The organism is Cysteiniphilum sp. 19S12-1 (assembly GCF_052030685.1).
Classification (GTDB): domain Bacteria; phylum Pseudomonadota; class Gammaproteobacteria; order Francisellales; family Francisellaceae; genus Caedibacter.
The window spans coordinates 1-23558 of sequence record NZ_JBQAJM010000012.1 but is presented as its reverse complement, the minus strand read 5'-3'; the positions used below and the strand labels follow the sequence as shown (position 1 = coordinate 23558).

The window sequence follows — 23558 nt, the reverse complement described above, 5'->3', positions numbered from 1 at the left end:
TGGCAGCATACTGGCAGATAATCTAGAGAAGTACAATTTTTATTTAGGCATGATACAGTGATGAAGTTGTTGAATGCGTCTTTTTAGTTGTGGATGCATGTGTTTTAGTATGTGATTTGCTCGTATGCTGATGTGTATTATGCTGGGCTTCTTTGTGATGCTTTGTTGCTTTTGTGTACCCTGTATTGTTGGCAGTTGTGCTTGGCGTGCTTGCAAATGCCGTAAGTGACATTCCCACGATACCAACTAAAGCCAATGTGATCTGTGTAATTTTCTTAGTCATAATGTATTCCTTTTGTTTGTTTGGTTGTTAATTCTTATGATTAGCGAAATGTTGGTCGCAATTGACAATGTTATGAACTGTATATTAAGAAAATATTAAAGATTACTAAAATAATTATTTTTTGAGCAATGATTAAATATACTTTTTATCTGTACTGTTGTATCGTTACGCTTTTGGTGCATTTAATGGAGAAAACAAATGACAAGGTCGCTTGGTGGTGCATTTTTAGTGGTCGGGACAACAATTGGTGCGGGGATGTTATCCTTGCCTTTAATTACAGCTGCATGTGGTTTGTGGGTGTCGATTGTATTAATTATTATTTTATGGTCAGTGATGTATTTAACAGGATTAAGATTAATCAAAGTCTGCGCGCATCAGCCATTGGGAGTGAACTTCACCTCATTGATCAAAGAGGAAATGCCAAAGAGCCTGCAAATGATTTTCACATTAGTTTATCTGCTTTTGCTCTATGCATTAATGGCAGCCTATACCACACAAGGCGCGTCATTGGTGAATTTGGTGTCACAAGCACAAGTGCCAACAGTCAGTATTGATGCGATTGTCTTTATCTTGATTTTTGGACTTGTCATTTTAAGTACGCGCTTAAGTGATTATGTCAATCGTTCTTTTGTATCGGTTAAATTAGTATTCTATGTGCTCTGCGTGATTAGTATGCTGTTTGCTTTAAAATGGGCAAATATGCTTGATATGCCATTATCTTTCTATGCTTTAGTGTTTGCGTGGCCAACACTTTTACCTTCTTTTGGTTTTCAGAACATCATTCCCGTATTGTATGAGTATCAAAAGGGTGACGTTCAAGCAGTCAAGCGCAGTGTATTTATCGGCAGCATTGCTGTCCTCATCATTTATATCATCTGGCTTATTGTCTGTTTGGCTATATTGCCACAACAAGGGTTGCATAGTTATGAGACCATCTTTAAAGATGGAAATACCTTAACAGCATTGATGAGTGAGATAAAAGAAGCCACCCAAAGTGCGAGTATTAATACCTTCTTATCGGTATTTGTGAATATTTCAATTATTACTTCATTTATTTGTGTTGGCTTATCGCTTTATCACTACATTAAAGATACCTTTAGACGATTTAATATTGAACTAAATAAAATGATTGGTTTCTTACTGACCTTTATCCCACCATTTATATTTACGGTTTTTTATCCCAAAGGCTTTATCTTAGCCTTACAATATGCGGCTATTTTTGCGGTAGTGATTTTTGTATTTACGCCGATTTATTTAGATAAAGAAAACAGAAAAGATGCAGTTAATCTTTATCCTTTAGTATTGGGTGCTTTAGTTATAGTGGCGCAAGTGCTCAATTTATCTGGCATATCACAGCCGTTTTAGATTAGTTACGATTCCCTGAGAACATACCTAAAAATTGTAGAATAGTTAAGAAAATATTTAGGATTGAAACATAAATAGTTACGGTTGCAACAATGTAGTTTGTCTCACCACCGCGTACGATCTGGTTGGTTTGCCATAGAATGAAGCCGCCTGAAATAAAAGCAATAATAACAGAAAGTGCTAAGTACAATGCTGGCATCTGTAAGAATAAGTTAATAACAATGGCAACTAAGGCAATCAGTGCACCTATGCCAAGGAAAGAGCCTAATCTTGAGAAATCACGTTTTGGATTTAAGGCGATTGCTGAAAGCCCTAAGAATATTGCGCCTGTTGCGCCTAAAGACATCATGATAAGCTCTGAGCCGTTACTAAACGTTGTAATATAGAAGTTCAAAATAGGTCCTAACGTCCAACCCAGAAAGCCCGTTAATGCAAAAGTCAGCACTAACCCCATTGGGCTATTGCGTGTTGCTTGCACACCAAACAATAAAGCAAAGTAGACGATTAACGTAATAAAGGGGTTAATAGGAGGCGCTGCCACCATCATTGACCAGCCGGCTGTTAAAGCGCTAAACAAAAGGGTTAGTGACAACAGTAAATAAGTGTTACGCAACACTTTATTGGTTTGAATGACTGAGCTGCCACGAGCATCAATCACGCGTGCGTTTTGTTGATAGTTAAAACGATCGTTCATATTCTCTCCATATTATATTTAAATGATAAAGTCAAAATTACTGGTAAGTATATGGGGAGAGTCGCTGAAAAAACAATAGTCAATGGCTTAAATTTAGACATTTTTTTTATGATAGTGCATGAATTTTGCTAATAGGTAGGCAAAGCAAGCGCATAGCAGGCCAGCGACTAACAGCGTGCCATAAAGATAAGATAATGATTGATAAGTACTTGTCAGAATTTGCGAATTGAGAATATTTTGATTAAGAGAGTAAACAAATACACCAATGCCTGCGGTAATGATAAAGAAAAATCCCATAACGATAGATTCATACTTGCGCGGTGAGAATTTACCAACCATTGCGTAATACAAAGGTAATAACAATACTTTAGCAACAGAGTTTAACATTAAAGTGATAAGTAATAAGTAGTTTCCCGTCATTGCAAAGTGATTTAAAGATTGCGAGAAAAAGCTGAAAAATAACAAACCACATGCCAACGCCATAAAAAAAGTAGCCAAACTAAATAAGCGAATCAAGCGCTTCATATGTTGCGTGTGCTTATTTTTATTCCACAGTACTGCTGAGACAAAGCCAATAATTAGTACTAAAGCAATATTAGCTTCAAAAAAGAAATCAGCCGATAAACTCTTGGCGTTAAAAAACCCATAGTCACGGTTAAAAAGAGTGAGATAGTTAAGGAAAATAGTAATAATACTCTTATCAGCAAGCCAGAAAAATATGCTAAGGGCTAATAGAATAAGAAGCAAGCGGTTGCGCTTGCGTTGAGTCTCATCTTTTTCAAGATAAGCATAGATAAGCATGATGCTAATCGCTATAAGTGCTATGGCAATAATAAGCACTTGTAATACGCGCTGATAATGCAGTAAAAAATCAGTTACCGAGGAAAGTACGATCAAAATAAACAAAACACTATAGGTCGATGGTGTGTATTTTGCTTCAACACCATCAATCAAACCAATATTGCGATTAAGATAAATACCACCGGCTAAGAAAATAAGCACAGCAAATAGGGTAACTATGGCCATAATCATAAACCAGTGCTGATAATTTAAGTGTTGCAATGTGCCACTAATCGATAACGATAATGCAGCACCAAGCACAGTGGTCATATACATCAAGGTAAAACCTGCGTGGCGTCTTGGGTCATCTTGAGTATAAAGAAAGCTTAATGTAGTGAATAGATTGGGAATAACGAGTCCGACACCAATAACATAGGCGGAAAAGCCAATTAAGGATAAGTTATTAAGTGATAACAGGATAAGGGCGACAAATGAATAAAGCATACCGATAATTACTGAGCGGCGATGACCGATCATATAACCTAGAATGCCACCGATTAATCCGGCTGCACTATATAAAAAGAGATTCGTCACAAGATTAAAGTTGATGGCTAAAATATCAGAGGTTAACCCCTCCTGTGTACTATCAGCAATGCTATGAATATAGCCAGAAAAATGCACTGTTATAGCCGTTGTGCCCATGCTATAAAGAAGCGAGGTTAACAACAAAAACCACAAGCCAAAGGGTTGCTTGGTGTTAAGGAGTAGTTTTTTAGGTTTTAGTTGCATAGCCTATGTGTGTCAAATGAGTCTTTGGTTATTATGACAATAATCTCATGATCGGTCTAACTGAAAATCGGGTTATCTAACTTTTGAGTCAATATATTGGCATAATCATTCAATACATCAGTAATGCTGATTTTAGAGTTGTGCGCGTGAACTTGTGTCATTTTCAAGCCTTGATAACCACAAGGGTTGATATAGTTAAACGGTGTCAGATCCATATTTACATTAATGGCAAGACCATGATAGGTTAGCCCTTTTTTAACACGTAAACCAAGTGATGCAATTTTAGCCTGATCAACATAAATGCCTGGTGCATTCTCAATGGTATGACTGCTGATACCATAGGTTTTTAGTAAGTGCATGCATGATTTCTCAATCATACAAACAAACTCTTTAACGCCTAAATTAAGACGTTTAAGGTCAAATAAAAAGTAAATAACGGCTTGTCCTGGTCCGTGATAGGTGACTTGACCGCCACGATCACTTTGGATAACTGGAATGTTTTTAGGGTTTATAATATGCTCAGGCTTGCCGTGACGACCTTGGGTGAAAACCGGTGGGTGTTCAACAAGCCAGATTTGGTCTTGAGTATCTTCAGTGCGTGATTGTGTAAACTCAACCATTGACTGATAAACTGACTCGTAGTCCTGTGATCCTAGATTTTTAATGATGATTGGCATCTGTTAAAGCACCATATGAATCTCAGGATGTCCGCTTAATGCTTGATAAATATTGTCAAGCTGCTCTTTGCTTGTTGCTTCAAAGATTGCGGTAATCGAGATGTATTTACCGGTTTTGCTTTCACGTGTGGTGAATTCAATTTTCTCAGGATTTTCAATGTATTTTTCTAAAGTGTTAAGGACAAACTCAGCAACTTCTTTTTGCGGATTTGCCATGATTTTGATTGGAAATCGGCAAGGAAACTCAAACAAGGTGTCAGGTTGCTTGGTCTGACTATTTTCATTTGCAGGTAAGCCATTACCTTGATCGTTGCTATTTGTTTTATTTTCTTGGTTGTCTTTTATTTCGTTTTGTTCATTTTTTTTATTATCACTCATTTTCAATATAACTCATCGACTATCAATTAATATTGCGCTTTAGTGTAATGTAAAGTATCAAGAAAATCATCTTGAAGTATCATGTTTTTCTACAAAAGGCAGTGGAGTTTCTCTTTGAGTTTTGTGAGTGCGCGAGCGCGGTGACTCACACTATTTTTAACCTCATTAGATACTTCAGCCATCGTTTGCTGATATTCAGGCAGTAAAAAAACAGGATTATAACCAAAACCATTATCTCCACGGCGTGCATGTGTAATACTGCCACCAACGCGTCCTTCAGCAATGACAGGCATAGGGTCATGCTCATGCATTACAAGTGCTAAGACGCATTGAAAATGGGCTTGACGTTTGTTATCCGTGACATTTTGCATATCAGAAAGCAGCTTATCGATATTTGCCTCATCATTACCATGCCCACCAGAGAAACGCGCTGAATAAATCCCAGGTGCTCCCTTTAAGGCATCAACGCATAGACCAGAGTCATCGGCAAGAGCGGGGAGTCCCGTAAATTGCGCACAGTGTCGCGCTTTTAAAATGGCGTTTTCAACGAAGCTTAAACCGGTTTCGTCAGCATCGGGGACATTAAACGCTGTTTGCGGAATTACCTTGAAGCCTAAAGAGAATAAAATATCGCTGACTTCTTTGATTTTTCCCTTATTACTTGATGCAAAGACAATTTCTTTCATGTGTTTAGTGAGTCCTGTTTAGTAAATTGCGCATATTCTAAGGTGAAATAAAAAACTAAGCAAATCAAGTAAACTGCTAGTCAATGCTGAAATTATTAAGTTAGTATAGCGCATCAAAATATGAGGACTGAATGTATGGCAAACGAAAAAAAGGCACTGATAGCACTGATCATAACCGTTGTTTTATGGGCGTCTGCGTTTGTCGGTATTCGCTATGTGATGGAAGCATTTTCGGCAGGTGGTTTGGCACTATCACGCTATTTTGTGGCATCGGTTGCAGCATTGATTCCATTTTGTCTGATCAAAAATAAAAAACTGCCACGGCTTAAAGACTTGATGCTATTCGCTATTCTTGGTTTTTTCGGGTTTTTCTCTTACAACATCTTGTTAAATGAAGGTGAGAAAACGGTAAGTGCTGGTTTGGCAAATTTTATCGTTGCGCAATTGCCGATTATCGTCACTGTTTTAGCGATGATTTTGTTTAAAGAGCGCATCAATCGCTATGGTGTCTTGGGGTTTGTGATCAGTTTATTTGGTGTGCTAGTGATACTCTTGGGAAGTCACAATAGCGCCGGATTTTCTGGTGTGCTATTAGTCTATGGTGCGACCTGCTCAGGTGCGATTTACTCATGCTTTCAAAAGAAGTTTCTAGCGCGCTACCACCCGATTGAAGTCGTGTGTTACTGTATGTGGCTAGGCACTTTGATGTTAATGATTTTTGCGCCTGAGGCAATAAGCTCAGTCATACATTCGGATATGTCACACGTCTTAAGCATTGTTTATATGGGGATTTTCCCTGGAGCGATTGCTTATTTATTATGGGGGTACGCCTTTAAACATATCAAGGCAGCAGCGGCATCGAGCGCTTTGTATCTTATGCCCATATTTACCTTAATTTTAGCGGCTATCTTCTTATCCGAAATTCCAAGTATCTTTGCCGTCATTGGCGGGATTATTGCCGTTATTGGTTCGGTTGTGATTAGCAAGTTTGGTGTCGCTGTTACGCGAAAAGATCAGTGAAGTGGTTACAAAGCCTTGAGTTTAAAGAGTCAATTTGAAACAATGCCTTACATGAAAATTTTAAAAAGGATTTAATAATGGTTAATGCTCAAATTTGCTTTTTAGGTGGTGGTAATATGGCAAGAAGCATTATCGCTGGGTTAGTGAGTGATGGTGTTTCTGGTCAATCAATTACGGTGGTTGATCGCAACCAAGAAAAACTGGATATGCTCAATCAGCTGTTTCGTGTTAAGACAACGCAAAGTGTTGAGGGTGCAGTAAAAAATGCCGATATTATTATGCTATGCGTTAAACCACAATCATTAAAAGAACTGATGTTTACGGTTAAAACGGCATTACATAAGCAGAATAAACCCTTGTTTATATCGATTGCAGCAGGTATTACCTTGGTACAAATTGCGCATTGGCTTGTCGGTGATTATGCGATTGTGCGGGCGATGCCAAATACGCCAAGTCTTATCGGTTGTGGTGCGAGCGCGTTATTTGCCAATAATTATGTCTCGCGCCAACAAAAAGAAATGGCTGAGCAAATTATGCGTAAAGTTGGTGTGATTACGTGGGTTGATCATGAGAACTTAATTGATGTCACAACGGCGATTTCAGGCTCAGGACCTGCGTATTTTTTCCTGATGATGGAGCATATGATTGATGTGGCAGTATCACTAGGATTAAGTGAAAAACAAGCCGCATTGCTCGTGACGCAAACCGCCTTTGGTGCAAGTAAAATGGCGCTAGAAAGTACGCAGACCTTGTCAAACTTGCGTCAAAATGTCACTTCAAAAGGAGGGGTCACTGCGGCGGCATTAAAAGCTTTCTCAGAAACAGGGTTTAAAGAGAGTATTGCAAAAGCGATCAAAGAGAACCTCTCACGCTCACAAGAGCTGGCAAGCCAGTTTGGTAATGCGTTAACACATAATGAACAAAAGGATAAAGTATGATTAATGCCGTTAATAATGTTGGACTTTTCTTAATAGAAATTATCTTTAGCCTATTCGCTTATGCGGTACTGCTTAGATTCTTTTTACAATGGGTAAAGGCTGATTTTTATAATCCATTTTGTCAGTTGATTATTCGTGTGACCAATCCTTTGTTGAAACCATTGCGTCGTATTATTCCTGGTTTCTTTGGTTTGGATTTTGCCGCGCTTGTTTTGGCGTACGTTGTGCTATTGCTGCAAATTATTTTAATACAAATGCTAAGTGCAAAAAGCTTTTATATCCCATGGTCAATTATTTGGTTTGTTGCAGTGATAAAGCTCATTCTGACGGTGATCTGGATGTATATTATCTTGATCTTTATTCGCTCGATTGCCAGCTGGTTTGCACAAGGTTCATATAACCCGGCTTTGATGGCATTGCATCAATTAACTGAACCATTGCTTAGAAAAGCACGCAGAATTATCCCGCCAACACAAAGTGGCATGGACTTCTCGCCAATGCTGATATTACTTGTACTTATTTGTTTACAGATATTTATCTCGTCAATTTTTGGGATGTAGCACGCTTTTTATTTGCTCAAAACATTGATAGCATCTTGTCGGTTATTTGACTCAAACATGGAAATCATTTTATGGCAGTAATGGAAGCTGATCAAAAGATATTGGGTTTTTGGCTTTATAGGCGTAGAAAAATTTAAACTAAGGTTGAATATATTTCATTTGATACAGGCATAGTATTCGCATAGACTTGAAGCGGGTTTTATGTTGGAGAGGGTAGTGACGTGTCAGATTCATCGATGGTGGCGATTCGTCGGATAGTGCCGCTTATTGTTGCAGTGGTAATTTTTATGGAGTTTTTAGATCTCACCATTATTAATACCGCTATTCCTAGCATTGCCAGAGATTTTGGCATTAGTCCAATTTTGCTGAAATTTGCGGTTGCAAGTTATTACATCAGTCTTGCCATCTTTATTCCAATTAGTGGTTGGTGTACTGATCGCTTTGGCACAAAGAGAGTATTTTTGTTTGCAGTGACGGTCTTCACTTTGTCATCACTTGCTTGCGGCGTATCAAATTCAGTGGTGATATTGACGCTTTGCCGCTTTTTGCAAGGTGTTGGTGGTGCTTTTATGACGCCTGTGGCACGGATTATTATTTTTACGCAAAGAGCTCATTAAGGTGCAAGGAGTTATTTTCACGCCGGCAATGCTCGGTTATGTATTGGGTCCTTTTGTCGGTGGAATAATATGCGACAGTCTGAGTTGGCATTGGATCTTCTTTATTAATCTGCCAATTGGTTGTTTGGCGTTGATTACGGGGTGTATTTATATTCAGCAGCATGTCGCTAAGACATTAAAGCGCTTTGATATTCTTGGATTTTTAATTGCTGGTTTTGCTTTGGTGATTGTCACCTTCGGTGTGGAGATGATTGGGCATTATGATATTGTCAGTAAAGGTGTTGTTTATACGAGTATTGTGATTGGCATCGTGTTATTGCTGATACTTGTGGTGTATTGCTTGAAGAAGGTTAATCCAGTATTAGATTTGATTGTTTTTAAAGTCAAAACATTCAAAACAGCAGTATCAATGAACGCCATATCATTTGCATTAACAGCAGGTGTTTCTTTGCTGCTGCCTTTGATGTATCAAGAAGGCTTTGGTTTTGATGCAGCTACCTCGGGGCTTCTTACTTTACCGATTGCCGTGGGCTATCTTACATTTAGAGGGTTGGCTAACCAAATAATCTCACGTTTTGGCTTTAAAAATGTTTTACAAGTGAATTTGATTTTGGCAATGATCTGGCTTGTTGGTATTGCGCAGATTGAGCAGCATACATCGGTTATTTATATTGTGATTATTGAGTTTTTATATGGTTCAAGCACTATTTTGATTGGCTCAGCCATTGGTGCGCTGACGTATATGGATTTAAATGCCGATCAAGCAGCTAATGCAACGTCAATTGATCTAACAATTCGTCAATTTGCGGCATCGATGGGTGTTGCATTAACAGCGATTGTTTTAAGCAGTATGTTAAGTGTATTTAATTTATCTCTTTTTAGTCCAAGTGCAGCGATATATCACTATAGTTTTTATGCGATGTTAGTACTTTGGTTAGGAGCGTTAATCATAAGTCTTAGCTTAACCAAAGCCGATGGCATGGCAGCGTTGACAACAGCGAAGTAATTTAGACGCGCGCAACAGCACGTTTAAGCTTATCCATTGCCAGTTCTTCAATCTGACGAATGCGCTCGGCAGACACGTCATGCTTTGCTGCTAAGTCGTGAAGAGTAAGTTTATCTTCAGCAAACCAGCGAGATAAGATGATGTCTTTGCTGCGCGCATCAAGCTTATCAATCGCTTCTTGTAATTTATCTTGAACTTTTTCTTCATAGTCATCTTCAACAGCGGCTTGTTCAGGATTCCTTGACTGATCTTCAAGATATAAAGCCGGATGAAAACTTGATTCATCGCCTGACTCTTCAACCGGTGCATCAAATGCCATATCATAGGCGTTCATACGCTTTTCCATTTCAAGCACGGTCTCAGGCTTAACACCAAGTTCTTTGGCGACACTTTGGATTTCTTCATCACTAAACCAGCCCAAGCGTTCTTTGCTGCTTCTCAAATTAAAGAACAGCTTGCGTTGCGCTTTGGTTGTCGCAATTTTGACAATACGCCAGTTTTTCAAAATATAGTCATGCATTTCAGCTTTAACCCAATGCACAGCAAAGGAAACAAGACGCACGCCGACATCAGGGTCAAACCGTCTTACGGCTTTCATCAAGCCGATATTACCTTCTTGGATTAAATCAGTAATAGGTAGTCCGTAACCCGAAAATCCGCGCGCGACTTTAACGACAAAACGTAAGTGTGAAAGAATAAGCTTTTGTGCCGCATCAATATCATTTTGTTGGCGTAAGCGTTGTGCTAATTCTTTTTCTTCTTCTTCAGAAAGCATTGGGATACTGCTAGCAAAACGGATGTAGCTATCTAAGCCATCCGTATCAGAAAGTGCTGGTATTGGTAAGGTGTTTTTTTTGGGAACGAGTTCTTTACCCATATGCTGCTCATGTTTATCCATAATGCTGCGAAGTATAGCATAGATATACCCATCACAAACCATTAAACACCGCAAAGCGATTTATAATGGGCATATAGGATTTTTAAAAATTTTTTAAGCGTGAAAATGTCTGAGTGTAGAAACAAAAAAACCGCTCAACGCGGTTTTAATGATGGCGTCCCCAAGGGGATTCGAACCCCTGTTGCCGCCGTGAAAGGGCGGTGTCCTAGGCCTCTAGACGATGGGGACACAAACTTGTGTCATATCAGTTTACTGGTGGAGCTAAGCGGGATCGAACCGCTGACCTCTTGCATGCCATGCAAGCGCTCTCCCAGCTGAGCTATAGCCCCGAAACTGAAGCTGCATTCTAGGGAGGTTTTAAAAGGCTGTCAAGCGCTAGATTTAAATATCCTTAAAATTTTGTCGGTTGATATTTGAAAGTCTTCTATACTGTAAACATAAATATGGATAGCGAGTATGAAAATGAGTCTTGAAAAAACAAACAGAAATGCTAAAACACAAGGTTTTTCATTGATAGAATTATTAATCGTCGTGGCGGTGATTGCAGTGTTAGCAGCCATTGCCATTCCGATGTATAGCAATTATGTACTAAGGGCGCATCGAGCCGATGCAGTAAGCTCAATCAATCTAATTGCAATGAATGAAGAAGCATGGGCATTAAGCTCAGGCACTTATACCGCAACACTGACTAATGTGTGGTCAGGAACGACCTCAACAAGAGGTTTTTATGATATGAGCTTAACCAGTGTCACAAGTAGCGGTTATACCATTACCGCTACGCCTACAGGATCACAAACGGCAGATAGTGGTGATTGCCCTAATTTAAGACTAGTCGCCAGTGGTGGAACCATTACACGCACGCCAATTGCTTGCTGGGAGTAAGGTTGCAAATAGGGTGATGACAATATTGCAACCCACTTTGATTGTATAAGCACTGGCTGAGCGTAAGTCGAAGCCTCTATGAAGTGTGATTCTCCTAAGCTACCCACTTCGACTGATGCTCAGTGCATCGCTTTGACTTACGCTCAGGGTACGATGAGTCCTTTTGGGCAAATATTTAGTCTTAGCCATAAATAGCAAATAAAGTTTTTCTTTTTGGCATTCACAAGTTGCTAGTATAGACTGTATGTCAGTGAAATAATCAGCTTTAGTAAATACATTTATAATTATGAAACAAATATATCTTGATTATGCCTCAACAACTCCGGTTGCTGATGAGGTGGTTGCTGAAATGCTCAAATATCTAAGCTTTGATAATGCCTTTGGTAACCCTGCATCCAATACCCATGATTATGGTTGGCAGGCAAAAGGGGCTGTGGATAATGCACGATTGCAAATTGCTCACCTTATTAACGCTGAGGCGCGTGAGGTTGTTTTTACCTCAGGTGCGACCGAGTCGGATAATTTGGCGATTAAAGGTGTTGCAGATGCCTATCGAACTCGTGGCAAGCATATTATTACCTCAATGATTGAGCACAAAGCGGTGATCGACACCTGTGCTTATCTTGAAACAAAAGGTTATGAGATAACGTATCTTAAACCTGATGCTAAAGGTCAGATCTCGCTAGATCAAATAAAAAACGCATTAACACAAGAGACAATTCTAGTTTCGATTATGGCAGTTAATAACGAGTTAGGCACAATATATCCATTGGCTGAAATTGGGGCGTTGTGCCGTGAGCATAAGATTTTATTTCATGTGGATGCTGCACAAGGTGTTGGCAAAATAAAAATTGATGTCAAAGCAATGAATATTGATCTATTGTCAATCTCAGCACATAAAATATATGGACCAAAGGGTATTGGTGCGCTCTATGTCAGAAGAAAGCCTAAGGTAAAGCTCACACCATTAATTCATGGCGGCGGGCATGAGCAAGGATTTCGATCAGGAACCCTAGCAACACATCAAATCGTAGGATTAGGTGCTGCCTGTGAGTTAATGTCTTCAAAGCAAAATGAATTAAATAAGCATGTACATGAGTTGCGCAAGCAATTTTTACAAGGAATCAATATTTTACCTGAGTTAATCATTAACACGCCGTTAGATAATAGTTATGCCGGAATTATTAATATTACCTTTAAAGGTGTGGATGGCGAGTCATTAGTGGCAATGCTTCACCAGTTAGCAGTATCGATGGGTTCGGCATGTAATTCAGCCAGTGTTGAGCCGTCATTTGTATTAAGTGCCATTGGTTTAACACAACAACAGGCGCATGCCAGTTTACGTTTTTCATTTGGTCGCTATACCACGCGTGCAGATATTGATATTGCCACTGCGGCAATCGTTGATGTGGTCACTAAATTGCGTGCCTTATCACCATTGTGGCAAGGTCAATAGTGCCATGATAAGTGAGAAAATTTTAGCACTACTTAAAGCGATTACATTGAAGGATTGTCAATATGATCATGCATGCGTGCAAACGATTGCGCATGCTGGTGAGCTGGGGCAGCAAGTTTTCATTTACAGCGATCAGGCTAATTATTATTTTAAAGCGATTGGTAGCCCGTATTTGTTGGCAATGACAAAATGGTTGGTAATGCAATTGCAAGATGAAAAGAAGATAACACTTGCTGATATCGATATTGCTCAGCTGCAACAGATGTTTGATTTACCAACACATAAACGTCAAGATGCTTTAGTGATTTTGCAGTTGATTGAGCAGCTATGCCCATCGTAAATCTAATGTCACTACTTTTAGGAGGATCACTAACCATCCATGGCAGCTTCGCATTGGATTTTCATGCCATCCTGGCTCAGGATGGCAATTCAGAGGGTGTGATTGCGCGCATGGATGCGTGGCAATCGATTTTATCAGGGATGGTTGATTTAATTTCGTTACAAAGCAAGAATTCTATAAAACGGTTTATGATGGGTACATAATGGGCATAGTAGAGAAAGCGGTTATTTTACATAGTCGTAAGTATAAAGAGTCATCACTGTTATTAACATTATGGTTAAGAGAACATGGTAAGTTGAATGCCATTGCTAGGACAAACAAAAAGAATCACGGCATTTATCAGCCCTTTAGGTTATTGAGTGTTGATATAAAGATCATGCCATCGGCAGAAAGCTTAGCAAATATTCGTTCTGCCGAGTGCGATAGTAGCTTTAGCATGGGTACCTATTTATCGCAATTGGCGCGAATGTATTTGAATGAAGTTTTGTACTGGCTTTTGCCGCATGATCATCATGACGAGGCACTTTTTGATCGTTATTTATTGGTAATACAAGAATTAGTTAGCGATGATATTACAAGATTACTACGTTATTTTGAGCTGCAGTTATTAGAAAGCTTAGGCTATGGTTTTCAAGTGGATTATGATCAGGAACATAAGCTAATTACTGAAGATCATTATTATGCGATGGCGCCTTTATCCGCCTTTTATCAAACAACTGCTGAAAGTGGTATCAATGGCAAATATATTAAGCAGTTGCAACAACCTGTTTCTAGCTGGGATAATGGCACGTTGCAAGTGCTACAAAAACTCATACGCATTAATTTAAATGCCTGTTTACAGGGTAGGGCACTTAAAACCCGCGAGTTGTTAATTAGTTTTTTACGAAACCAAAATGCTTCGTGACGCTTAGGTGATCATTTGCTATGATGTGACGAGTTTAACGCCTTAATTTTTTAACGTATGGATCAACTAAGCCTTTCTTTTGAAGATAATGAAAAGCAGACGATTAGTGCCTTTAGTCGTCAGGCCTATTTGAATTACTCAATGTATGTGATTCTCGATCGTGCATTGCCACACATCGGTGATGGTTTAAAGCCAGTGCAACGGCGGATTGTTTATGCGATGAGCGAGATTGGCTTATCGGCATTAAGTAAGCATAAGAAATCCGCACGTACGGTCGGTGATGTGTTGGGTAAGTATCACCCGCATGGTGATAGTGCCTGCTATGAAGCAATGGTGCTGATGGCGCAGGACTTCTCATATCGCTATCCGTTAATTGATGGGCAAGGTAACTGGGGCTCGCCCGATGATCCGAAATCATTCGCCGCAATGCGCTATACTGAGTCGCGCTTATCCAAATATGCTGAGGTTTTATTAAATGAATTAAAGCTTGGTACAGTCGATTGGCAACCGAACTTTGATGGTACATTACAAGAGCCAAAGATGTTGCCGGCACAAGTACCTAATGTGCTATTAAATGGTAGCATGGGGATTGCTGTGGGGATGTCAACCGATATTCCATCTCATAATCTTACGGAAGTTGTTAACGGTTGTTTATATCTTCTAACAGGTAAAGATCACGATCTAGATGGTTTAATGACGCATATTCCTGGACCTGATTACCCAGGAGGTGCCGAGGTCATTACTCCTTTTGAAGAGCGTAAAAAAATCTATGAAACCGGCACTGGCAGCATTCGCCTGCGTGCGGTATTTCATACGGAAGAGGGTAATATCGTTATTACCCGCGTGCCGCATCAAGTCTCTAGTGCCAAAGTGATTGAGCAGATTGCTGCACAAATGAACAGTAAGAAAATCTCATGGTTAAGTGATATACGTGATGAATCCGATCATAACGATCCAGTGAGAATAGTCTTAGTACCGCGTTCAAATCGCGTGGATACCAATCTTTTGATGAGTCATTTATTTGCGACAACGGATCTAGAGAAAAGTTATCGTGTGAACTTAAACATGATTGGTTTAAATGGTAAGCCGCAGGTGAAATCCTTAATGGAGGTCCTTGTAGAGTGGCTACAATTTAGAACTGAGGTCACGACTAAGCGCTTAGAGTTTCGTTTGGATAAAATCTTAGAGCGTTTGCATATCTTAGATGGTTTCTTGATTGCGTTTTTAAATATTGATGAAGTTATTGCCATTATTCGTTATGAGGATGATCCAAAACATGAGCTTAAAAAGCGTTTTGATCTCACTGATACACAAGCCGAAGCGGTACTTAATCTGCGACTACGCAACTTAGCTAAGCTTGAAGAAATGGCGATCAAAAAGGAAAAACATGCGCTTGAAAAAGAGCGTGATGAGATTATGGGCTATTTGGAAAATCCAACCAAGTTAAAAAACCTGATTAAAAAAGAGCTCAAAGCAGCACAACAAAAGCATGGTGATCAAAGAAAGTCAGCACTTGTAGTACGTCCTGAAGCCAAAGCGTTAAAAGAAGCGGATTTACAACCGGTTGAAAATGTTACCGTCGTCTTATCAAAACAAGGATGGGTGCGTGTTGCCAAAGGTCATGATGTTAATGTCGAAGGTTTAAGCTACAAAACCGGTGATAGTTATTTTGCCTCAAGCATGGGTAAGAGTAATCAGTATTGTTTATTTTTCTCAAGTCTTGGTAAAGCGTATAGTTTACTAAGCGCTGATTTGCCTTCTGCAAGAGGACAAGGTGAACCGATCACAGGGCATTTGAAGCTTGAGCAAAATGAACAAATTATCGCACTAACTTTTGTCAAAGCAGAAGATCAGTTTGTTTTAGCCTCAAGTGCAGGCAATGCCTTTTTAGCAAATGGTGATGATTTGATTAGTAAGAATCGCTCAGGTAAACAGGGCATCACCTTAGGTAGTGATAAGATGGTGCCTCCGGCTAATGCCCATGATTATGAGCATAGCTTGGTTGTTGCCATTTCTAATCAAGGGCGCCTGTTGGCTGTTGATAAAAGTGAGCTACCCAATTTAGCAAAAGGTAAAGGTAATCGCTTGATCAATATGCCAAGCCCATTAGCCACTGGTGAAGAGCTTAAATTTGTTGCTGCCGTTACCAATGGGCAAAGCTTGACTATCTATTCAGGTAAACGCCATATGCGTTTAAGCTTTAGCGATCTACATGATTATCAGGGTAAACGCGCCTCACGCGGCAAGATCTTGCCACGCGGTTTTCAGAATGTGGATAATATTGGTGTTGAATAAGTAATATAAAACTACCACCAACTTTGTGATGGGATATTGCAACGCCTGAGCTGATAGGCATAGCGATAGGCCATATCTTGTGTTTCACGTGCATATTTTAGTAAGAATTGATTATTGCGATAGCTTTTTTTCATATAGCCATAAATACCTTGGTTATAGGCAAGATAAAGCTGATAGGCGTTGTCCTTAGAGATGCCAGCAATGCGTTGTGCGCGATTGGCATACCAACCAATAAAGTCGACGGCATCGGCAAAGTTAGTTCTGCTTGCCCAGCTGTTTCCAGTTTCTTTTTGATACTCATCCCATGTGCCATCAAGTGCTTGCGCATAACCATAAGCCGTTGATTGGCGTCCGGTTGGAATAAACCCTAGGACATATTGCATTGGTGTTTGCGCATCGGCAATAAAGCTTGATTCTTTACGAATAAATGCCCATTGCACACTAATTGGCACACCCCATTTTTTATAGGAATCTAGTGAGTCGTAATACCAATCAGGGTATTGTTGTGCGATTGAACAGGCATTATTAGGATTATTCGGTGGTGCAGTAATACATCCAGCCAGTGGCAAAGCAGTTAAAATAGCTAAAAACTTGAAATTAAACTTCATGAAATTAAATAGCGAGTTTTTCGTAACATTGGGGCACAGCCTAACGGATTTTTTAGCGAACGCGAACTGTTTTCAACAATTTTTTATTCCAAGTGGGCGCGCAATACAGTAAGTTATGCAACCAATACAAAAAGTAAATACTACTGAACATGGCAAAGCTTCATTTTTATTACTCAACCATGAATGCCGGCAAGAGTACAACACTTTTGCAATCTGATTATAATTATCGTGAACGTGGGATGAATACCTTATTATTTGCCCCGAGCTTTGATGATCGCTTTGGTATAGGTAAAATCTCATCGCGCATTGGTTTGCAGGCAGATGCGCTGTTATATGATCAATCAACAGATTTATGCGCAGAGACAAAGCATGTGCTTAAAACCAAAAAACTGCATTGTATTTTGGTGGATGAGGCGCAGTTCTTAACAAAGGCACAAGTTTTGCAATTAACGGATATTGTCGATGAGTTAGACATTCCTGTGCTTGCCTATGGCTTGCGTAATGATTTTCAGGCAGAGCCATTTGAAGGTAGTAAGTATTTACTTACTTGGGCGGATCAGCTGCTTGAGATCAAAACCATTTGTCATTGCGGTAAAAAGGCCACACATGTATTGCGCCTAGATCAAGATATGAATGTTATTAAAGATGGTGAACAGCTGCAAATTGGTGGCAATGAGCGCTATATCTCAGTCTGTCGTTGGCATTATAAAAAAGGGCAAATTGCCTGATTAACTTCAGTGGTTATAATAATATATCAATAAGTTGCATCATCTAATACCTCTCCCCTTGTGGGATTGCTCGTGCAGCTTAAGCTGCACGGGTGAGGGGTAATTAAAACTCAGCACCATTCTTGATCCATTACTAAAATACTTTTGCTTGCTGTAAAATCATAACTTTGCCACAATGCTCTGTAGAGCGGATGATTGTATAAAGAGGATGTGTGAAGTCGTACTTAAAAGCACGTGCAGCGTTATTTAAAAATAGCTCATTTACCTATGCATGTATTATGAGCTTTTTTTCTGCTATTGCTGTTGGTATGGCATATGTTTCGTTCAGTTGGCATTTGCTAGCGATTTATAATAGTGTTAATGCGATTATTATCTTTATGTTTAGCTGGTGGGTTTCAGGTGCTGTTTTATCACCTATAACGGGTTATATTGCTGATCGTTTCCCGCGACAAAAAATCATTGTTGTCACCAATGGTGCGCGTGTTGTTATGATTGCTGCCTTTTTAATGTTTGGCTACCTTGATACATTGGCTGAGGTATACTTCTTTACTAGCTTTTGGGGTTTGATATTAGCATTTTATATGCCGGCAATGCTGATTATGGTGCGTGAGATCTTTAGCGACGATAGCTATCTGCTATACGCCAATAGCACGATGGATGGCATATTTGAAATTGGTATGGTGATTGGCATGTCTTTGGGTGGCTTATTGGTTGTGTTTTTTAATATGCATCAAATCCTATATTTCTTGTTATTTGCTACAGCCATTGCATTAATAGCAAGCTTTGGTGTGAAACCTAAGCGTTATGTTGAGCGTAGAGAAAGTGGTTTTATCGAAGATTGGCGTATGGTCTATCGCTTCTTGCGCCAAAAGCGTTTTGTCTTTTGGTTTTATGTCGCCGAAATTGGCTTTACCTGTTTGTTTATGACGGTACCGATTTTTATAGCACCTTATGCTAAGAATATTTTGCAAGCAAGCTCATGGCAGTTTGCATTAATTGAAACAGGGTTTTCAATCGGTTTTATTATTGGTTGCATTATTTTGCCATGGTTTGCTGATCGTTATAATGAGATCAAAACAATCGTTGGCGCCTTACTGCTGTCAGTCTGTTTATACTTTATGTTGGCAATCGTCCATAGTGTCTGGCTGGCATTGGTCTTTTATTTTATTATCGGCATATGTCTTTCATGCTGGGCGGTCTCTGTTACTCTTGCCCAAAGGCATACAGATATCACGCTACAAGGGAAAACCCAAGGTTTAAGCTATGGTTTATCCGGTTTAATGGTGATGGTGATTTATACGATGTTTTTGATTATTAATAGCCAGATGCACTTTCCGAGTAACTATTGGTTTTACTTTATCGTGGTTTTAGCATTAATCATTATCTATCCACTGCTGCGCGGTGGGAAATTGCAAAAAAACAAGGATGAAATTTGATCTTTACAAATAATAGTCTACGCTTCAATTGAGGCAACTCTATTTTGTTTTCCCCGCGCTTAACTTTTATTAAGGGATTAATTTTATACTAAAGTCTAACTTTTGAAGGCTTTATTAACTTATTTCTATTGTGTTGCTTTGTTAAGGTAAATTTAGGCGAGGTATAAAATGCACGATAAGACAAAAGTTGGAAGAATTGATAAAAGTAAACAGGGTGAAAGTGTTTCTCCAGAGCAAACGCTATCTACTAATGATATAAGGAAGCTGATACAGCGTAGACGAAATATTATCTCAGGACGTATTTGGGGCGTTATCGTTTTATGGTGTTTGCCTTTGGCGATTGCCTTTTTCTGGAGTTTGCAGGCTGGTCACTTAATTATTTTTGCCCTAGCTATTGCCATTCCTGTGGCAATAGCAGTAGCAGGAATATTAATTATCTTGATGTTGATCACTAACTACTTCACTTATAAGGATGAGTTAAAACAGATTGACCGAATTCAAGCAGCAAACCAAGCACTTTGGCAACAGATCAGTTTGGAGCATAGAAAATCATTGCTTAAAACGCACATTAGACCTTTTATTAAAGATTATTTAAAAGCAATTATTACAATTTTAGTGATTATGATCGCATGCGTTATCTACTTTGTTAGAGAAAGTCATTTTTCCACAACATTAGATTCAAGTGAGCGTATGCAAAAATTGGCGCAAAGCTTACAGACGAAATATGGAGAAAGCTTTCAAGTAACTAAAGAGACGTATAACCCAGAAAGCAATGGCTATAGCTATACAGTCATTCCGCAATCAATGGCAGGTAAGAAACTTGTTGTGATTACCAATTTTTTAGGTAAGGGATTATTTATCAGTAATTATTTGCAAACACACAGTGTACGAGAAGCAGTTGATTTGGTGCAGCCATTTTTTGAGGGGTTGTCGTATATATATCGTGTGCGAGTCAGCAGTAGCATATTATCAACGTTTGAGTTACCTGAAGACCAAGCCTATATTGCCAAATATATTAAATTGATTCCAACACACCCTGTTAAAGCTGATATTTTTGGAGATATTATAGACTCTTGGGCTATTTCAAGGCGCTATAGCTCAGAACAGGCGCAATTTTTAGTGAATACCCCGCTTTATCAACAGATCGTTAAACTACAATCACGGGAGAAGACTTATGAATAAGCAAATAAACTCACAGCAAGCGGCATTTTTATCGTATTTGGTATATACCCAAAACGAAGAAAACAATCAATATATCTTTGATAACCAAGAGGTAACAGAAGGTGAAAAAACATTAAGAAATTATATTTATGATCAGGATGGCAATTTTCACCAAGGGATTCCGCAGGAGCTTAAAGATAAGATAAATAGTCAACCGGATACCTTTAATAAAGTACTTGATAATTTCCAGTTAAAAGATACAACCAATACCATTGATGGGGCAGAAACAATTGGTGGCAATGGCTATTATGCCATTGCCATACAAACTAAAGATGATGAGAGTAGTATCATGATTGTTAACAAAGGTACCAGTGAGCTCGGAGACCATATATCTAATGGACAGATGCTTATTGGTAATATTGCCAATAATATGCTAGCTGGAGTTAATTTTTTCAAAAATATTAAAAAAATTTATAACCCAGAGACCGTCTCTACCGCAGGCCACTCATTGGGAGGTGCGATTTCGCAGGCGCAAAGTGCTTATATTGGTGATAAGTTAGAAAATACTTACACTTTTGAAGCCTTTGGTATCGAAAACATTATGAATCCACTAAAAATTAATGATCATTATTATGAGAGGATATGGGTAAATAACTTGCCTCTTGACGTACTGGTTACTGACCCAGATAAAATAGCGCTTTATAATAAATATGCTGAGAATAAAGATTTTATTGATGATAAAATACTCAATTATCTGCGTGAAGGAGATTATGTCGATCCGGTATCGGATAATATTGGGCAAACGATTATGTTACCTGGTGGTGGGATTCTTGATTCTGGGGATATCCACAAAATTCATAATTACTTGTATCAAGGTTATGATGACAATGGCAATATAATTCCAGATAAGCTCAATATCGATGTGGTATTAAAGGATTACGGTGAGGATATTGCGCTCATTGCTAAAGCCGAGATGGTTTTGCAGCAAATTCTAGATCAACAGGTTTTAGCAGAGTTAGATGGACATCTTTGGACTGCTCAAGAGTTTGATTTTTTATATAAAAAAGCATTTGAAGATGCAGGTATTGATGAAGCTTTATTAAATGAAGCACGTGGTCGTCTGGCTGATTTTAAGGATGTCTTTGGCGATTATGCGAATTTCAATGAGATGCTAATCATGGGAACGAACGTTGATGATGACTCTCCTCAAGGTGAGTTATTGCGTCAATTAATGGCGTTACTCGCCGAAGGTGTTGACATTAATCAAGTGGGTAATGTTGTGTTAGATGATCTGATTAATCAGCTATTTAACAGCGCATTAAACGCACCGGCTTTGCGACAGGATCCTTTGCTTTTGGATTTGGATGGTGATGGTATTGAGACGATTGACACCAATAGAAAAGTGATGTTTGATCATACGGGTGATAATGTCTACTACGCTACTGGTTGGGTTGACAAAGATGATGCGCTATTAGTACGTGATGTCAATGGTAATGGCAGAATTGATAATGGATTAGAGTTATTTGGCGAGAACACCATAAAACAAAATGGACAAAATGCCACAGATGGCTTTGATGCGCTATCGGATTTGGATGATAATCATGATGGTGTGTTTGATGCGCAAGATATTGCTTTTGCAAGTGTCAAGATATGGCAAGATGCTGACCAAGATGGCTTTTCTAAAGAAAGCGAGCTCAAAAGCTTAACAGAAGCTGGCATTAATAGCATTTCGCTCAACAAACAATCGCTGAATCAGGAAGTGCTAGGTGCGACCTTAGCATATGAGTCAAGCTATCAAAATAACAATGGTCAAAGCTATCAAATCGTTGCCGCAAACTTTAATGAAAATAGTTTTCATAAAGTTGATATGAACAACATGCTTGAGATTACGACCGCTGATGTAAAAGGAGCTGTTGGTGTTGAAGTGGTTATGACTCCTTATACCGGCTATGGTGCGGTTAAGTCAATGCGCCAATCGTTGCAAGCAAGTCAAGAATTAAGAGAAATTAAGGAAACACTGATTGCTGGTAGTAGCTATGACCCTTATCTGCAGTTAGATTGGTGGATGAAGGCAGGAGATGATTTTGTGTCTGCAGAGAGTATGCTTGATGGTTTAACCTTGCAAGATGGCACTCAGATACAAATGAACCTAAGCACAGGTGTTATCGAGAAAATCAAGCAAACAGCTTATTTAGAGAGAGTCAATGGGCGGCGATTGTTAGATTATAGTATTGTCGATAAGGGAAGTTATTATTCTGTTGGGATCAAAACGGGTAACGTGAGCTTTGGTTGGCAAAATGTCAGCAAAGGTGGCAGTGTGACAATGGTTGATCAAAGCTTTTTTCAGCTTGTGAATGGGCAAAGAAGTGCGGTGATTAGTGAAGCGTTTCAGCTGATGGTTAAGAATATGAAAGAACATCAGCAAGCTAATCGCTATCAAGCAGTGTTAACACAAATGTTACCCTATATAACAATAGAGCAGGATGCTTCAGGTGTCGCTCAATATAATTGGCAACGACTTGAAAAGTATTTTCTAGAGATGGCTGAGAGTAATCCTGAAAAGAGCTTCTCAAGACTGGAAATGATTATTGAACGTCAACAACAAGAATTTCAACAATTGGGTTTTGACGCGTTAAAGCTTGCCAATGACATGTTGGCAGCACCAAATAACAAAATGCTCGCTGAATTATCAGCACTTGATTCACTTGAGTTTATGAATCAAACCTACCACTTTGTCAGCGTTTCTGAATCTGAACAAGATCTTGATAACTATTTGATTGGTAATCATCGCAATGAAAACATTTATGGTTTATCCGGTAATGATACTTTAGAAGGCGGTGGCGGTAGTGACGATTTATATGGCGGCTTAGGTGATGATAAATTATATGGCAATGGAGATGATTATCTATATGGCGGTGCTGGTGATGATATCTTACTATCACAAGGAAATTGGCAGCATAATACATTAATTGGCGGCAAAGGAGATGACTTACTCATTACCTATAATTATACGACAACGACCTATGTCTACGAGCTTGGTGATGGCATTGATACGAT

At 39.1% G+C, this 23558-nt stretch carries 22 protein-coding genes, 2 tRNA genes and 1 pseudogene; 15 read left to right on the top strand and 10 right to left on the bottom strand.

Going from position 1 to position 23558, the window contains the following annotated elements; translation table 11 throughout:
• Positions 1-43 precede the first annotated feature (43 nt).
• Entirely contained in the window at positions 44-283 is a 240-nt protein-coding gene (locus tag ACTS4L_RS05550; RefSeq protein ID WP_440616706.1) for a hypothetical protein, read from the bottom strand.
• Between the two features lie 198 nt (positions 284-481).
• Here ACTS4L_RS05550 and ACTS4L_RS05545 point away from each other — a divergent pair, with 198 nt between their 5' ends.
• Entirely contained in the window at positions 482-1648 is a 1167-nt protein-coding gene (locus ACTS4L_RS05545) for an amino acid permease (RefSeq protein WP_440616704.1), read from the top strand.
• 1 nt (position 1649) lies between these two features.
• Here ACTS4L_RS05545 and ACTS4L_RS05540 read toward each other — a convergent pair whose 3' ends face one another.
• The 5 genes from ACTS4L_RS05540 to ACTS4L_RS05520 all read right to left on the bottom strand — a co-directional run bounded on the left by ACTS4L_RS05540 (position 1650) and on the right by ACTS4L_RS05520 (position 5652).
• Entirely contained in the window at positions 1650-2342 is a 693-nt protein-coding gene (locus ACTS4L_RS05540) for a Bax inhibitor-1/YccA family protein (RefSeq protein WP_440616703.1), read from the bottom strand.
• A 93-nt stretch (positions 2343-2435) separates the two neighbouring features.
• Entirely contained in the window at positions 2436-3911 is a 1476-nt protein-coding gene (locus ACTS4L_RS05535; protein WP_440651788.1) for a hypothetical protein, read from the bottom strand.
• A 56-nt stretch (positions 3912-3967) separates the two neighbouring features.
• Complete coding sequence (gene lipB, locus ACTS4L_RS05530) at positions 3968-4588, bottom strand: lipoyl(octanoyl) transferase LipB (RefSeq protein WP_440617476.1); 621 nt, start codon at positions 4586-4588, stop codon at positions 3968-3970.
• Positions 4589-4591: 3 nt separating this feature from the next.
• Positions 4592-4840, bottom strand: a complete 249-nt coding sequence (locus ACTS4L_RS05525) for an HP0495 family protein (protein WP_440617480.1) — start codon at positions 4838-4840, stop codon at positions 4592-4594.
• Positions 4841-5055: 215 nt separating this feature from the next.
• Positions 5056-5652, bottom strand: a complete 597-nt coding sequence (locus ACTS4L_RS05520; protein WP_440617474.1) for an XTP/dITP diphosphatase — start codon at positions 5650-5652, stop codon at positions 5056-5058.
• Positions 5653-5787: 135 nt separating this feature from the next.
• On the opposite strand from ACTS4L_RS05520, the gene ACTS4L_RS05515 reads away from it, so the two are divergent.
• The 4 genes and pseudogenes from ACTS4L_RS05515 to ACTS4L_RS05500 all read left to right on the top strand — a co-directional run bounded on the left by ACTS4L_RS05515 (position 5788) and on the right by ACTS4L_RS05500 (position 9793).
• Positions 5788-6672 (top strand): DMT family transporter, encoded by an 885-nt coding sequence (locus ACTS4L_RS05515; RefSeq protein WP_440617472.1) that lies wholly within the window; start codon positions 5788-5790, stop codon positions 6670-6672.
• Positions 6673-6749: 77 nt separating this feature from the next.
• Positions 6750-7610: a pyrroline-5-carboxylate reductase gene (gene proC, locus ACTS4L_RS05510; protein WP_440617471.1), complete on the top strand. Its 861-nt coding sequence runs from the start codon at positions 6750-6752 to the stop codon at positions 7608-7610.
• Positions 7607-8170, top strand: coding sequence for a YggT family protein (locus tag ACTS4L_RS05505; protein WP_440617470.1), 564 nt, complete (start codon positions 7607-7609; stop codon positions 8168-8170). The genes proC and ACTS4L_RS05505 overlap by 4 nt, the downstream gene beginning before the upstream one ends.
• Before the next feature lie 236 nt (positions 8171-8406).
• Positions 8407-9793, top strand: a pseudogene (locus tag ACTS4L_RS05500) (DHA2 family efflux MFS transporter permease subunit).
• A gap of 1 nt (position 9794) precedes the next feature.
• Here the strand turns inward: ACTS4L_RS05500 and rpoH are convergent.
• From rpoH to ACTS4L_RS05485, 3 genes are all read right to left on the bottom strand, one after another.
• The gene (rpoH, locus tag ACTS4L_RS05495; protein WP_440617479.1) at positions 9795-10670 is read right to left on the bottom strand and encodes an RNA polymerase sigma factor RpoH; all 876 of its coding nucleotides are present in this window, start codon (positions 10668-10670) and stop codon (positions 9795-9797) included.
• 173 nt (positions 10671-10843) lie between these two features.
• A tRNA-Glu gene (locus tag ACTS4L_RS05490) sits at positions 10844-10919 on the bottom strand.
• Between the two features lie 25 nt (positions 10920-10944).
• Positions 10945-11020: transfer RNA gene (locus ACTS4L_RS05485), tRNA-Ala, on the bottom strand.
• A gap of 127 nt (positions 11021-11147) precedes the next feature.
• Between ACTS4L_RS05485 and ACTS4L_RS05480 the strand changes: the two genes are divergently transcribed.
• The 6 genes from ACTS4L_RS05480 to parC all read left to right on the top strand — a co-directional run bounded on the left by ACTS4L_RS05480 (position 11148) and on the right by parC (position 16568).
• Positions 11148-11573 (top strand): type IV pilin protein, encoded by a 426-nt coding sequence (locus ACTS4L_RS05480; RefSeq protein ID WP_440617450.1) that lies wholly within the window; start codon positions 11148-11150, stop codon positions 11571-11573.
• A 286-nt stretch (positions 11574-11859) separates the two neighbouring features.
• On the top strand, positions 11860-13029 hold the full coding sequence (locus tag ACTS4L_RS05475; protein ID WP_440617448.1) for an IscS subfamily cysteine desulfurase: 1170 nt from the start codon (positions 11860-11862) through the stop codon (positions 13027-13029).
• Between the two features lie 4 nt (positions 13030-13033).
• The gene (locus tag ACTS4L_RS05470; RefSeq protein WP_440617447.1) at positions 13034-13369 is read left to right on the top strand and encodes a hypothetical protein; all 336 of its coding nucleotides are present in this window, start codon (positions 13034-13036) and stop codon (positions 13367-13369) included.
• A gap of 5 nt (positions 13370-13374) precedes the next feature.
• Positions 13375-13572: a hypothetical protein gene (locus ACTS4L_RS05465; RefSeq protein WP_440617445.1), complete on the top strand. Its 198-nt coding sequence runs from the start codon at positions 13375-13377 to the stop codon at positions 13570-13572.
• Positions 13572-14273 (top strand): DNA repair protein RecO, encoded by a 702-nt coding sequence (recO, locus tag ACTS4L_RS05460; RefSeq protein ID WP_440617444.1) that lies wholly within the window; start codon positions 13572-13574, stop codon positions 14271-14273. Before ACTS4L_RS05465 ends, recO begins: the two co-directional genes overlap by 1 nt.
• A gap of 57 nt (positions 14274-14330) precedes the next feature.
• A complete protein-coding gene (parC, locus tag ACTS4L_RS05455; protein WP_440617443.1) occupies positions 14331-16568 on the top strand; it encodes a DNA topoisomerase IV subunit A in 2238 nt (745 codons plus the stop codon).
• Between the two features lie 11 nt (positions 16569-16579).
• On the opposite strand, the gene ACTS4L_RS05450 is transcribed toward parC, so the two are convergent.
• Entirely contained in the window at positions 16580-17176 is a 597-nt protein-coding gene (locus ACTS4L_RS05450) for a transglycosylase SLT domain-containing protein (RefSeq protein ID WP_440617442.1), read from the bottom strand.
• A gap of 149 nt (positions 17177-17325) precedes the next feature.
• Between ACTS4L_RS05450 and ACTS4L_RS05445 the strand changes: the two genes are divergently transcribed.
• The 4 genes from ACTS4L_RS05445 to ACTS4L_RS05430 form a co-directional block, all read left to right on the top strand.
• Positions 17326-17904 carry a thymidine kinase gene (locus tag ACTS4L_RS05445; protein WP_440617440.1) on the top strand — a complete coding sequence of 193 codons (579 nt, stop codon included), beginning with the start codon at positions 17326-17328 and terminating at the stop codon, positions 17902-17904.
• Positions 17905-18116: 212 nt separating this feature from the next.
• Entirely contained in the window at positions 18117-19340 is a 1224-nt protein-coding gene (locus tag ACTS4L_RS05440) for an MFS transporter (RefSeq protein WP_440617439.1), read from the top strand.
• A gap of 168 nt (positions 19341-19508) precedes the next feature.
• Positions 19509-20522 (top strand): hypothetical protein, encoded by a 1014-nt coding sequence (locus tag ACTS4L_RS05435; RefSeq protein WP_440651786.1) that lies wholly within the window; start codon positions 19509-19511, stop codon positions 20520-20522.
• Positions 20515-23558: calcium-binding protein (locus tag ACTS4L_RS05430; protein ID WP_440651784.1), on the top strand; the 3044-nt coding region annotated here is incomplete at its 3' end. The genes ACTS4L_RS05435 and ACTS4L_RS05430, both read left to right, overlap by 8 nt.